Source organism: Dactylosporangium sp. NPDC050688, assembly GCF_040654515.1.
Taxonomy (GTDB): domain Bacteria; phylum Actinomycetota; class Actinomycetes; order Mycobacteriales; family Micromonosporaceae; genus Dactylosporangium.
On record NZ_JBFAIC010000004.1, the window covers coordinates 123,594 to 136,219 of the forward strand.

Annotated in this window: 9 protein-coding genes and 2 tRNA genes; 7 read left to right on the forward strand and 4 right to left on the reverse strand. The window is 68.9% G+C overall.

From position 1 onward, the window contains the following. Window positions 1-41 precede the first annotated feature (41 nt). From AB0H83_RS06145 to AB0H83_RS06165, 5 genes are all read left to right on the forward strand, one after another. Complete coding sequence (locus AB0H83_RS06145) at window positions 42-1,094, forward strand: substrate-binding domain-containing protein (protein WP_360087659.1); 1,053 nt, start codon at window positions 42-44, stop codon at window positions 1,092-1,094. An 81-nt stretch (window positions 1,095-1,175) separates the two neighbouring features. After that, complete coding sequence (locus AB0H83_RS06150) at window positions 1,176-2,312, forward strand: Gfo/Idh/MocA family oxidoreductase (protein WP_360088089.1); 1,137 nt, start codon at window positions 1,176-1,178, stop codon at window positions 2,310-2,312. 85 nt (window positions 2,313-2,397) lie between these two features. Next, on the forward strand, window positions 2,398-3,576 hold the full coding sequence (gene xylA / locus AB0H83_RS06155; protein ID WP_360087662.1) for a xylose isomerase: 1,179 nt from the start codon (window positions 2,398-2,400) through the stop codon (window positions 3,574-3,576). Window positions 3,577-3,764: 188 nt separating this feature from the next. After that, window positions 3,765-5,315, forward strand: a complete 1,551-nt coding sequence (locus AB0H83_RS06160) for a ThuA domain-containing protein (protein WP_360087665.1) — start codon at window positions 3,765-3,767, stop codon at window positions 5,313-5,315. Between the two features lie 382 nt (window positions 5,316-5,697). Then, window positions 5,698-6,705 (forward strand): sugar phosphate isomerase/epimerase family protein, encoded by a 1,008-nt coding sequence (locus AB0H83_RS06165; RefSeq protein WP_360087668.1) that lies wholly within the window; start codon window positions 5,698-5,700, stop codon window positions 6,703-6,705. Window positions 6,706-6,772: 67 nt separating this feature from the next. Here AB0H83_RS06165 and AB0H83_RS06170 read toward each other — a convergent pair whose 3' ends face one another. Further along, window positions 6,773-7,117, reverse strand: coding sequence for a hypothetical protein (locus AB0H83_RS06170; protein WP_360087671.1), 345 nt, complete (start codon window positions 7,115-7,117; stop codon window positions 6,773-6,775). A gap of 241 nt (window positions 7,118-7,358) precedes the next feature. Here AB0H83_RS06170 and AB0H83_RS06175 point away from each other — a divergent pair. Together AB0H83_RS06175 and AB0H83_RS06180 are read left to right on the forward strand one after the other, a co-directional pair. Further along, window positions 7,359-7,431 (forward strand) — tRNA-Asn (locus AB0H83_RS06175). A 92-nt stretch (window positions 7,432-7,523) separates the two neighbouring features. Further along, window positions 7,524-7,597 (forward strand) — tRNA-Ile (locus tag AB0H83_RS06180). Between the two features lie 902 nt (window positions 7,598-8,499). Here AB0H83_RS06180 and AB0H83_RS06185 read toward each other — a convergent pair. The 3 genes from AB0H83_RS06185 to AB0H83_RS06195 all read right to left on the reverse strand — a co-directional run bounded on the left by AB0H83_RS06185 (window position 8,500) and on the right by AB0H83_RS06195 (window position 12,625). Next, on the reverse strand, window positions 8,500-9,522 hold the full coding sequence (locus AB0H83_RS06185) for a hypothetical protein (protein WP_360087674.1): 1,023 nt from the start codon (window positions 9,520-9,522) through the stop codon (window positions 8,500-8,502). Between the two features lie 110 nt (window positions 9,523-9,632). Beyond that, a complete protein-coding gene (locus AB0H83_RS06190; RefSeq protein WP_360087677.1) occupies window positions 9,633-10,322 on the reverse strand; it encodes a hypothetical protein in 690 nt (229 codons plus the stop codon). A gap of 638 nt (window positions 10,323-10,960) precedes the next feature. Beyond that, window positions 10,961-12,625 (reverse strand): hypothetical protein, encoded by a 1,665-nt coding sequence (locus AB0H83_RS06195; protein WP_360087680.1) that lies wholly within the window; start codon window positions 12,623-12,625, stop codon window positions 10,961-10,963. Window position 12,626: the final 1 nt, after the last annotated feature.

Below are 12,626 nucleotides of genomic sequence, written 5' to 3' on the forward strand. Positions count from 1 at the left end.
CCAGTACACACCCCCATCCCACAGACGACCAGGAGGTCGTGATGAGCGCATCCTCGGGTGACATGTCCCGCCGCAAGCTTCTCCTCGGCGGGGCGGCGCTCGGCGCCGGCGCACTGCTTGCCGGTTGCACGTCCAACGAGACCAAGGACTCCGACACCGGGACCAACACCAAGGTCAACAACGCCACGGAGGCGCCCGGCAAGGCCGTCACCATCGGCTTCTCCGCGCCGGCCGCCGACCACGGCTGGATCGGTGCCATCACCGCCAACGCCAAGGCGCAGGCCGCCAAGTTCTCCGACGTGACCCTGAAGGTCGTCGACGCCGGTAAGGACGCACCCGCGCAGATCGCCGCGCTGGACACCCTGATCGGCTCGAAGCCCGACGCGATCGTGCTGCTGCCGCAGGACGGGGCCCAGCTCACCGAGATCGGCCGGAAGGCCACCGCGGCCGGCATCATCGTCATCAACCTCGACCGTGAGTTCTCCGACCCGGCCGCGTCGTTCTCGTTGATCAAGGGCGACAACTACGGCATGGGCATCGCCGCCGGCCACTTCATCGGCGAGAAGCTCAAGGGCAAGACCGACGCGGTCATCGGCGAGATCCCCGGCATCGACGAGCTCCAGCTGACCAAGGACCGGTCGAAGGGCTTCGCCGACGCGCTCAAGACCTACGGCCTGACCGTCAAGCACCGCGTGGCGGCCGGCTTCACCGTCGAGTCCGGCCAGAAGGCGGCGGCGAACCTGCTGCAGGCCGCGCCGAAGCTCGACGCCGTGTGGAACCACGACGACGACCAGGGCGTCGGCGTCCTCGCCGCGATCCAGCAGGCGAACCGCAAGGAGTTCTTCATGGTCGGCGGCGCCGGCTCCCGCGACGCGATGGACCACATCAAGGCGGGCGACACGGTGCTGACCGCGACGGTCACCTACCCGCCGTCGATGGCGTCCTCGGCGATCATCCTGGCCCGCCTCGCCGCCCAGGGCAAAGGCATGGGCGACCTGGTCGAGCTGCAGGTGCCGAAGCTGATCGTCCTGCAGTCCGAGACGATCACCAAGGACAACGTCGACAAGTACCTGCCGCTCGGCTTCAAGTCCTAGCAGGTCGTCAGGTAGAGCCAACCACCAGAAAGGAACCGCCAAGTGTCCACTCAGGGCAGCAGCGGGGAGCTGCGCGTCGGCATGGTCGGCTACGCGTTCATGGGCGCCGCGCACTCACAGGCGTGGCGCACCGTGAACCGGGTCTTCGACCTGCCGGCGCGGGCGACCATGGTCGCCGTCTGCGGCCGCGATGGGGCGAAGGTGGCGGAAGCCGCGAGCCGGCTCGGGTGGGCCGAAGCGGTGACCGACTGGCGCGAGCTGCTCGCCCGGGACGACATCGATGTCATCGACATCTGTACCCCGGGCGACAGCCACGCCGAGATCGCCATCGCCGCGCTGGAAGCGGGCAAGCACGTGCTGTGCGAGAAGCCGCTCGCCAACACGGTCGACGAGGCGCGCGCGATGGTCGCCGCGGCGGTGAAGGCCCGGGCGCTCGGCGTCCGGTCCGCCTGCGGGTTCAACTACCGCCGGGTCCCCGCCGTCTCGCTGATGCGCAACCTCGTCGCCGACGGCCGGCTCGGCGCGATCCGGCACGTCAGAGCCGTCTACCTACAGGACTGGATCACCGATCCGAACTTCCCGCTCGTCTGGCGGCTCCAGAAGGACAAGGCCGGCTCGGGCGCGCTCGGCGACATCGGCGCGCACATCATCGACCTGACCCAGTTCGTCACCGGCCAGCAGATCACCGGCGTCACCGGCATCACCGAGACGTTCATCAAGGAACGCCCGCTGCCGGAGGCGTCCAGCGGGCTGTCCGCGAGAGCCGGCGCGACGACGGGGGAGGTCACCGTCGATGACGCGGCTGTCTTCGTCGCCCGGCTCTCCGGCGGTGGCCTGGCCACCTACGAGGCGACCCGCTTCGCGACCGGCCGCAAGAACGGCCTCAAGGTCGAGATCAACGGCGAGCTCGGCTCGCTGGTGTTCGACCTGGAGCGGCTCAACGAACTGGAGTACTACGACGCCACCCGGCCCACGGCCGAGCAGGGCTTCAGCCGCATCCTGGTGACGGAGGGGGAGCACCCGTACGTCTCCGCCTGGTGGCCGCCGGGCCACATCATCGGGTACGAGCACTCCTTCACCCACGAGATGCGCGACTTCATCGAGGCGGTCGCCACCGGCACCGACCCGACGCCCTCGTTCGAGGACGCGCTGCAGGTACAACTCGTGCTGGACGCCGTGGAGAAGTCCGACGCGTCGTGGGTCAGCGTGCTGGCATGAGTGACCCGCAGCGCAGCGGAGAGGTCGCTCATCATGGGCTCAGTGCCGGTTCAGGCCGGCGCTGGAGCGCAGCGGAGGCGACGGCATGAACGACCCTTACGCCCCCACTCCCGCCGACCGGTTCTCCTTCGGGCTCTGGACCGTGGGCTGGCAGGCCCAGGACGTCTTCGGTTCGGCGTCCCGCGCGGCGCTCGACCCCGTCGAGTCCGTGCACCGGCTGGCGGAGCTGGGGGCGTACGGGGTGAGCTTCCACGACGACGACCTGATCCCGTTCGGCAGCGACGACACCGTCCGCGACAAGCTCGTCGGCCGCTTCCGGGAGGCCCTCGACACCAGCGGCATGGTGGTGTCGATGGCCACCACCAACCTGTTCGGGCACCCCATCTTCAAGGACGGCGCGTTCACCGCCAACGACCGCGCCGTGCGCCGCTTCGCGCTGCGGAAGGTGCTGCGCAACATCGACCTGGCCGCCGAGCTCGGCGCGCCGACCTACGTGCTGTGGGGCGGCCGCGAGGGCGCCGAGTCCGGGGCCGGCAAGCAGATGCGGGCGGCGCTGGACCGGTACCGCGAGGCGGTCAACGCCCTGTGCGCGTACATCCGGGAGCGCGGCTACGACATCCGCCTCGCCATCGAACCCAAGCCCAACGAGCCCCGCGGCGACATCCTGCTGCCGACGATCGGTCACGCCCTCGCCCTGATCTCCACCCTGGATGAGCCTTCGCGGGTGGGGCTCAACCCGGAGGTCGGGCACGAGGAGATGGCCGGGCTCAACTTCGCCCACGGCATCGCGCAGGCGCTGTGGCACGGCAAGCTGTTCCACGTCGACCTCAACGGCCAGCACGGCCCCCGCTTCGACCAGGACCTGCGCTTCGGCGCGGGCAACCTGCGCGGCGCGTTCTGGACCGTCGACGTGCTGGAGAACAGCTCCGGCTACCCCACGGCGTACGCGGGACCCCGCCACTTCGACTACAAGCCACCACGTACCGAGGACGCCGCGGGGGTGTGGGTCACCGCCGCGGCGTGCATGCGCAATTACCTGATCCTCAAGGACAAGGTCCGGGCGTTCCGCGACGACCCCGAGGTCTCCGCGGCCCTCGCGGCGGCCCGTGTCGACGAGCTCTCGGTGCCGACGCTGATGCCGGGGGAGACCCTGGCGACGCTGCGCGCCGAGGAGATCGACGTCGACGCGGTGGCCGCCCGCGGGATGGCCTTCGAGCGCCTCGACCAGCTCGCCATGGAACACCTGCTGGGGATCAGGGGATAACAGCTTTCCTCGCCGGCAGCGAGGGCCCGGCCGCGGTTGCGCCCCGCGGCCGGGGTGGCCGGCGAGGAAGGGTCCGTCAGGCCGGCGCGGCATGGCACACGCATGCCGCGCCGGCGGACGGGCACAACGCACGACGACACCATGACGGCGCGACGGCGCGCGCTCACGCCCATCGTGAAGGAACTGTCATGACCAGAAGCTCAGCCCGCAACTGGTTCGCCGCCGCTACGGCGGGCCTGCTCGCCGCGGCGACACTCACCCCGGCGCCCGCCAGCGCCGCCGACGCCCCGTACAAGGTCCTCGTCTTCTCCAAGACCGCCGGTTTCCGGCACTCGTCGATCGGCACCGGCATCGCCGCCGTGCAGTCGCTCGGCGCCGCCAACAACTTCACCGTCACCGCCACCGAGGACGCCGCCGCCTTCAGCACCGCCAACCTGGCCCAGTACCAGACGGTGGTGTTCCTGTCGACGACCGGCGACGTGCTCAACGACGCCCAGCAGACCGCCTTCGAGTCCTACATCCGGGGCGGCGGCGGGTACGTCGGCGTGCACGCGGCGGCCGACACCGAGTACGGCTGGCCGTTCTACGGCACGCTGGTCGGCGCGTGGTTCGCCTCGCACCCGGCGATCCAGCAGGCGAGCGTGAACGTCGAGGACCGCACCCACCCGGCCACGGCCCACCTCGGCGCCACCTGGACCCGCACCGACGAGTGGTACAACTACCAGACCAACCCGCGGGCCACGGCCCACGTCCTGGCCTCGCTGAACGAGTCGTCGTACTCGGGTGGCTCGATGAGCGGCGACCACCCGATCACCTGGTGCAAGACCATCGACAACGGTCGGTCGTTCTACACCGGCTTCGGCCACACCGAGGAGAGCTACGCCGACGCGAACTTCCGCAACCTGCTGCTGGGCGCGCTGCGGTACACGGCCAAGCGCGTCGACGGCGACTGCGCCGCCCCGGTCGCCCCGTCCGGCAGCGTCTACCAGGGTGAGGCGTGGTCCTCCACCGGCGGCGTCCAGGTCGCCAACCACGCCCCGGCCGTCGGCGGCAAGACCGCCGGATACATCGACAACAACGACTGGATCGCGTTCAACGGGGTGAACCTCTCCACCGTCACCGGCGCCGTCGCGCGGACCTCCTCGGCCGGCGCGGGCGGCACCATCGAACTGCGCGCCGGCAGCACCACCGGCACCCTGCTCGGCAGCGTCGCGGTCGCGAGCACCGGCAGCTGGGACACCTTCCGCGACGGGTTCACCCCGCTGGCCACCAGTACCAGCACCACGCTGTACCTGGTGTTCAAGGGCGCCGGCAGCTCCCTGTTTGACCTCGACCAGCTCACCCTGACCCGCGCGGCCACCACCCGGCAGGGCGAGGCGTGGTCGTCCACCAGCGGCCTGCAGGTCGCCGCGCACGGCACCGCCACCGGCGGCCAGACCGCCGGGTTCATCGACAACAACGACTGGGCCGCGTACTCGGGCCTGGCTCTCGGCACCGCCGCCGGCGTCCGGGTCAGATGGTCCTCGGCCGGCGCGGGCGGCACCATCGAGTTCCGGGCCGGCTCGGCCACCGGCGCGCTGCTCGGCAGCGTCGCGGTCGCCAACACCGGCAGCTGGGACACCTTCCGCACGGCGTCGGTGCCGCTGACGGCCAACGCCGCGACCACGCTCTACCTGGTGTTCCGCGGCGGCAGCGGGTCCCTGTTCGACGTGGACGAGTTCACGCTGTACGCCACCTGAACCGCAGCCGCGGGCCTGCCCTGCCCGCGGCTGGACAGACGGGTGGCGGGGTCGCGACGCCGACCGGCCCCGCCGCCCGGGCCCCGTCCGCTCGGAAGCACCACAGCACCTGCACAACCGCCTCGGGTGGTGACGCCGACTCCCCCCGCGGCCGGGCAGGTGCGATCCGGGCGGACGGGTCGCCTGTTTTGCGGCTTGTACCGGCTGAGGCTCGTTCCTAAAATGGGTCTCAGCACCTGATCGGCCCCTGGACAGGTGCGGGTGGGAGGCGCAACCCACCCGCGCCGTTTCTCGTGTCCTCGTGCCGTCGGTCCTGTTTGCAGGTCTCCCTCGCGCCTGAACCCACAGTGCTCAATCACCGCCGTAGCACCGGAGGAACAGCATGGCGCGTCCAATCACGCTCTTCACCGGCCAGTGGGCCGACCTGCCGTTCGAGGAGGTCTGCCGCCTGGCATCGGAATGGGGCTACGACGGCCTCGAGATCGCCTGCTGGGGCGACCACTTCGAGGTCGACAAGGCACTGTCCGACGAGTCCTACGTGGACCGGAAGCTCGAGACCCTGGCCAAGCACAACCTGAAGGTCTTCGCGATCTCCAACCACCTCGTCGGCCAGGCCGTCTGCGACCACCCGATCGACCAGCGCCACCAGGGCATCCTGCCCGCCCGCATCTGGGGCGACGGCGCGCCCGAGGGCGTCCGCCAGCGCGCCGCTGCTGAGATCGCGGACACCGCCCGCGCCGCCCGCAAACTCGGCGTCGACACCGTCATCGGCTTCACCGGCTCGTCCATCTGGCACACGCTGGCCATGTTCCCGCCGGTACCCCCGCAGATGATCGAGGACGGCTACCAGGACTTCGCCGACCGGTGGAACCCGATCCTCGACGTCTTCGACGAGGTCGGCGTCCGCTTCGCGCACGAGGTGCACCCCAGCGAGATCGCGTACGACTACTGGACCACCAAGCGCACCCTCGAGGCGATCGGTCACCGGCCCGCGTTCGGCCTCAACTGGGACCCGTCACACTTCGTGTGGCAGGAGCTCGACCCGGTGAACTTCATCTTCGACTTCGCCGACCGGATCTACCACGTCGACTGCAAGGACGCGAAGGTCCGCACCGGTGACGGCCGCCGCGGCCGGCTCGCCTCCCACCTGCCGTGGGCCGACATGCGCCGGGGCTGGGACTTCGTCTCCACCGGCCACGGCGACGTGCCGTGGGAGGACTGCTTCCGGGCGCTCAACGCGATCGGGTACCGCGGACCGATCTCCATCGAGTGGGAGGACGCCGGCATGGACCGCCTCGTCGGCGCCCCGGAGGCCCTGGCGTTCGTGCGGCGGCTGGCGTTCGACGCGCCGGCGGCCGCCTTCGACGCCGCGTTCTCGTCGTCGTCCTGAGGTCATTGACAAGGCCGGCCCGTCATCGGGCCGGCCTTGTCACGCTTACCAGGCGCTGATGCTCCCGTTAGAAGCTGGTGCCCCCGCTGGGTGTCGTCTTCGACGGCCCAGTCGTGGCCATCATGTCCCGCTCGATCGCGGGCGTCGTGGACTCCGACGAGCCCATCAGCCGCTGTCCGAGATCGCTCTCAGCGAACCGGCTGTTGGCCAGCTTGTCGGTCACCTTGGTCTTGCCCTCGCTGTAGAGCCGCGTCGCCTGCTCCTGGACGACCCCGGCGGCTTCCTGCACCGTCGGGCTCTCCTTGATCTTCAGAGCAGTCGCCTTGAGATCCTCATACTTCTCCCGACCAGCCCGGGCACCGAGCACAAAGCCCGCGGCCAGGCCGCCGAGGAACAGTAGCTTGCCGCGCATAGCGACGAACCTCCTTCTGAGCGGCGCCCGGTCATCGTTGCTTCTCAGCGCCGTCCTGCCTGTGAGTTACCCGTCCATCCTCGTTCCGACACATCGATCATGTACCCGTTTGCCGAGATCTGGCACACGATGGGATGGTGTCCGCCGCGCCGGAGACAACCCGCTGGCGCGACCCCCGGGTGCGTGCTGTACTCTTTCCCGGTCGCCCTGATTCACCGGGTTCACCCGGAGGGTGCTGCAATCCCGCGTAGCTCAATTGGCAGAGCAGCCGGCTGTTAACCGGCAGGTTATAGGTTCGAGTCCTATCGCGGGAGCTCCAAACGGCCCCTTACCGGGGCCATTTTAGCGCCTGGACCCCTTTCCGGGCGGCGTCCCGGTTGCGCAGGTCGGTAAGCTTGCGACGCTCGGGGCGGTAGCTCAGCGGGTTAGAGCAGGGGACTCATAATCCCTCGGTCGCGGGTTCGAGTCCCGCCCGCCCCACCGACCTGGGTCGACCCTGCTCGCCGGACCTTCGGTCCGGCTCGCCGTGGGTCGGTGGGATTCCTCGCGCAGCCTTCGGCTGCTCCCCGGTGGGGGAGCTTCGCTCCACCCACGCCCCCTCAACCCCGTCGCGGGGTGCTCTTGTCGCGTCGGACGCTGGGTGTGTCGGTGGTGAGTGGCTGGCCTTCGATGTTGATCGAGCGGTTCGCGTGGTGCATCGTGCGCTCCACCAACCGGGGTGAACCCTGCTCGCGCCCCCTTCGGGGGCGCTCGCCGGCGGTTGGTGGATTCCCCGCGCACGGCTTCGCCGTGCTCCCCGGTGGGGGAGCTTCGCTCCACCCGCACCCCCTCAAACCCGTCCCGGGCTGGGCTTGGTGCGTTGGTCGCTTCGCTCCGCCCGCGTGTACTCAAGACCGTCTGGTCGGGCTTGTCGCATTGGTTGCTGGACGTTCTGTGGTAAGCGGCTGTCCTTCAACGTTGATCGTCCGGTTCGTGTGATGCATCGTGCGCCCCACCGATGCCCTCACCTGCTCGTTCGTGCTGAGCGGGCGATGCGTTGCGCGAATCGCTGTGCTGCACGCTCGCTGCGGTCCAGTTCGGTGGTGGATGTGCTCACCCATCCGACGTCTCGCGGTCGTGTGCGCCCGTCAAAGCAGTCCTTCGGTGGTTTTGTCGCTCCAGGCGAGTTCGTCAATGGTCATAGAGACATCGTTGAGGATGCCTCTCAGCGTGCCTTTGGCGACGTCGCGGTTGCCGTGCGCTGGCACCGTGGTCCCGAGTCGTCGGGGTGTTGCGTCGACCCGCCCTGCTTGCGCAGGTGATCGCCGGGCAGGTGCGCGAGCGGCGAGATACCCGTACGCGGCTGTCGCACTCCTGAAGTCGGCCAAAGATGAGGGTCGGCGTCAGCCGACGGTGTTGATCCAGGTGATCCAGGCTTCGCGCCAGGCACGGTCGGCGGCTGCGGCGATTTCGGGCCGGCGGTGGGTGCCGGCCACAACTTGACGATGTTGCCAGGCTTGCTGAGCCGGGCGGCTGGGGACGCTGGCGTCTGGCATGGTGCAGTGCAGGAGCGTCTCGGCGACGGCGCGCGTCCGGAGATCGGTGTTGTCGCGGAACCAGGCCGCGTCGTGGTGGAGGTTGGCCACGTGGTCCGCCAGTCGGCGAACGGAATCACGGGCCTCGGGTTCGGATTGGTCGGTCAGGGCGATCTGGCGCTGGATCGCGGCGGTCCACAGTGTGGACCAGTAGGCCGGGAGTTCGGGAACCGGTCCGCCATCGGCCATCCAGCCGGAGTGTTGCTGTGCGGATCGCAGGACGATGTCGACCAGTGCCCGATGCGGCTCACTGCGCAGAGGTTCGGGCAATGGCTCGGGAGATTTGTGCTGTGACGGCGCCGGGCGCGACCGGAGTCGGTCGAGCATCGGTGCGACGTCGGTGACTGTGTTCACAGCGATCGTGTCTGGGTGCCAGTTCTCGGCCAACACGCTGATCTCGACATCGGCCCTGTTGCAGCGGGCTGCCCACCATCGTGTACCGGCGCGCACCAACCGGCCGCCGACCGGTTCGCCGTCCACCAGCACCGTGGCAGGCTCTTCGGACCAGTCGAACGAGGACAGTCGTTCGCCCTGCTGGCGTAGGCGATGCTCGACGAGCCACCGTAGGGGCCCGGAGTTTGTCCGGGTGCCGGCCCACCGTGTGGTATCCACGCTTACCCAGGGTCCGTCCGGCTGTGGGCTCGGGTATACGACCCGCACGCCGACGATCTTGTCATCGGCCTCCGTCAGGCCGCCGAACAGCTCATCCGCGGGTCGCGTCGACTCGGTCAGAGCGACGATCGGCATGTTGCTGTCGCGCAGCGTCCGGCGGATGCGATCCGTCTGGCTGGCGTAGTACTCGTCCGCTCGGCGGGACCGGTCGAATTCCATGGCTTCTGCCTCCCCGTGTCGTACCGAGTCCATTCTCGCATTGCGGAAACGCCCGCGGGTACGGCGAACGGGGGCACCCGCCGGAGCGTGGTGCCCCCGCTTGACCCTGACTAGTAGATAGTCGTCGACGTAGTGGGTGAATAGGAGTAGCAGAGCCATGCCTCTGACGTCAGGGCGAAGCTTCCCCAGGTGATCGTGGCGTTTGCCCAGCCGGGCGACAGATTCAGCACCCGAGCGTACGCAGTCCAGGAGAAGCTCCCGGTGAAGCCGTCCTGCTCGGTGTAGTTCTGTGACGAGTATCCGGCGGTGTCGGCGATGTCGGCGTGCCAGTGCACGTCCCACGGCGTGCCGGCGTTGGGGGACAGTCGCATGCCGGTGGTGAGGGTCGCGTCTGTATTCCCCACTGGATCCAGGGAAACCCAAGAGGTGCCGCATTCGCCATGTACCTCACCGTAGCTGGAGGTCGCTGCGCTGGCGCTCGGCACGATCCCGGAGGCAGGCCGGTACGTGCCGGCCCGCGCTGCGGCTGCCTTGTCGGCGGGTACGGATGCGAGCGAGCCGTCCGGCAGTGTCACGATTTCCCGGCCGTTGGCCCTGGCCAGCTTTTCGTCGAAGCCGACCAGGTACATGCGGGATTCGGCCCGGACCTGAGTCACCTTGCCGCCGGAGTTGTCTCCGGGCTTGCCGTCGGGGGTTGCGTGCGCCGCCGCTGGTGTCAGCACTGCACCGAGCAGAACCAGTCCTGGTACGGCGAGCGTGAACAGCCTGCGCAGTGCGCTCGAATGGCATGGTGATGGCATGTGGGTTCCTCCCCGTGAGTGAAGCGATCAATTATAGATTAACTGATGTCGATTGATCACTGGGAGAAAATATAGATGAACAGCGATAAAAATTTTCGCCATGCATGAAACGCGTAGATAAAAACAGGTGCTACCGGTCTGCGAAGTGCGGGCGAGTGTGGTACTCCGAGGATATGGCCTGGCACGGGCACTCAAGCAGTACGTCCGACGCGCGAGTTGCTCAAGCATTCGGTCAGTGGGCTGCCGGCGACCGCAATCGCGCGGTTCGCATGGTGCGTCGTGCGCTCCACCGACCTGGGTCGACCCTGCTCGCCGGACCTCCGGTCCGGCTCGCCGCGGTCGGTGGGATTCCCCGCGCACGGGCGTAGCCCGCACCCTCTCAAGACCGTCTCCAGGGCTGGACTTTGTCGCAGCTGCCGGGCGGGCGTGCGTTGTGTGGCCGGGCGGCCGGGGTTGATTTGGGCGATTCGTCCGCCGTTCTTGCGTTCAGCCGATCCTGGCTCCATCGGCTCAGCAGTTCGCTCATCCTGCGAGCGGTCCTGCTCGCACCTCCGTTCCGCCGCATGACAGGCGACGTTCGTACGGGGTGCGAGGCCGGCCGGACCAGGGAGGGTACGGCCGGCCTCGTCGGTGAGCTGTCAGGCGGCGGTTGTGGAGTCGTCGACGATCGTGAAGGTCAAGGGACCGCCGGGGAGGGGCTGGCTGCGGGGGTCGCCGAGGACGTCGTAGTAGCTGGCCAGGTAGCCGGCGTCGCTGAGGTAGAAGCCGACCCGGTACTCGCCCGGGCCCATCCCGCCCCACCACGGCAGGTAGAGGTACATGGTGACGGTGCCGTCGGCGGCCTGGCCGGTGCCACCGAAGGACTGGCTGACGATGTCGCCGGCGGCGTTGTAGACGTAGTAGCCGAAGCCGGTGATCGGCGCGGTCAGGATCTCGGCGTTGACGACGAGTTGCACCGAGGTCTGGCTCAGTTCGCTGAGCGGGATCGAGGTCGTGCTCAGCGACGCGCTGGTGGCGACCGGTGGCGTCGTGTTCGGCACCCGCGTGAATGCGAGGCCGGGGTCGGGCGCGTTGTACTGGACGCCGTACAGCGAGACGTTCGCCGCCCCGTCCACCACGGCGATGCCGGTGACGGCGCAGCCCTGGCTGGACGAGAAGATGCGCACCGGCACCGAGACGGTGCCGTCGGCGTTGGCGGTCGTGGCGCCCCACGCCGTGCAGCTGTTGTCGGAGAAGTTGACGTAGACCGCGGAGACGCCCTTCGTGGCGCCGGCGACCGAGAAGGTCAGGGCGCCCGTCACGTCGCCGCGCCAGTTGTTGACCGGGTTGGGGCTGAGGGTGAGGTTGCTCGCGGTGATGGCGGCGTTCGACGTCGCCGTGACGGACTGTGCCGCCGGGTTCTTGAAGGTGGCCTGCCGGCCGGCGTTGTCGAACACGACGATCTGCGCGACCCGCCAGTTGCCCGCGGCGGAGCCGGCCGGCAGCGTCACGGTGACGCCGCAGTAGAGGTCGTACACGGTGCCGCCCATGAAGCCGCCGCCGCAGGTGACCCCGGTGCTGGACTCGGGCTTCGTGTACTGGAAGTGCGTGGTGACGCTCTGGCCGGAGGGTCCGGCGAGCTTCAACGAACCCTTCCAGAAGCCGGTCTGCCAGTCCTGGATGTAGAAGGTGTACGTCACGTTCGCGCTGGTGCCGTTGACGTAGACGTACGGGCGCAGCGGCGACACGTTCTGGTACAGGCTGAGCCCGCTGATGGTCGGGGCGGCCCCGTCGACCGCCGCGGTGGTCGCGATCGTGGAGCCGAAGGTCTCAAGTTTGGCCGCACCGACGGTCGCGGTGTTGCCCAGGTTGTCCTCGAGGGTGACCTTCGTGACCTTCCAGGTCACGGACGACGAACTCGCCCACTGCGGGACCACGAACGTGTACGTGTAGGTCGACTCCTGCGGGGTTCCGTCCACGTACCTGCCGATTTCGCTGCTGCAGCAGGTGTTGCCGTACGAGAAGGGGATCACGTAGTCGTGTCCGACGAACGCCCCCGCGGCGTTGTCGTACATCCGGATCGTCACGTGCCCGGACACCTGGACGGCGTCCTGGCTCGAGTCCTTGACGGTCCAGGTGAGGTCGTCGGCGACGGCCCCAGCGGTGGAGTTCACAGTGGACTGCGCGAACGACAACGCGGACAGCGACAGCTTTCCGCCCGGTCCAGCGGCCTGCGCCGTGGACGAAACACCGATGATCGCGGTGGCGGCAACCGCCAGCGTCACCGCCCCGCGGACGAATCCGCGGGCAACAATAGAGATCATG

Coding starts and splice junctions, on each gene's coding strand:
- AB0H83_RS06145 (WP_360087659.1), top strand. CDS start 42: ATGAGCGCATCCTCGGGTGACATGTCCCGCCGCAAGCTTCTCCTCGGC.
- AB0H83_RS06190 (WP_360087677.1), bottom strand. CDS start 10,322: ATGCCATCACCATGCCATTCGAGCGCACTGCGCAGGCTGTTCACGCTC.
- AB0H83_RS06150 (WP_360088089.1), top strand. CDS start 1,176: ATGGTCGGCTACGCGTTCATGGGCGCCGCGCACTCACAGGCGTGGCGC.
- AB0H83_RS06170 (WP_360087671.1), bottom strand. CDS start 7,117: ATGCGCGGCAAGCTACTGTTCCTCGGCGGCCTGGCCGCGGGCTTTGTG.
- xylA (WP_360087662.1), top strand. CDS start 2,398: ATGAACGACCCTTACGCCCCCACTCCCGCCGACCGGTTCTCCTTCGGG.
- AB0H83_RS06195 (WP_360087680.1), bottom strand. CDS start 12,625: ATGATCTCTATTGTTGCCCGCGGATTCGTCCGCGGGGCGGTGACGCTG.
- AB0H83_RS06165 (WP_360087668.1), top strand. CDS start 5,698: ATGGCGCGTCCAATCACGCTCTTCACCGGCCAGTGGGCCGACCTGCCG.
- AB0H83_RS06185 (WP_360087674.1), bottom strand. CDS start 9,522: ATGGAATTCGACCGGTCCCGCCGAGCGGACGAGTACTACGCCAGCCAG.
- AB0H83_RS06160 (WP_360087665.1), top strand. CDS start 3,765: ATGACCAGAAGCTCAGCCCGCAACTGGTTCGCCGCCGCTACGGCGGGC.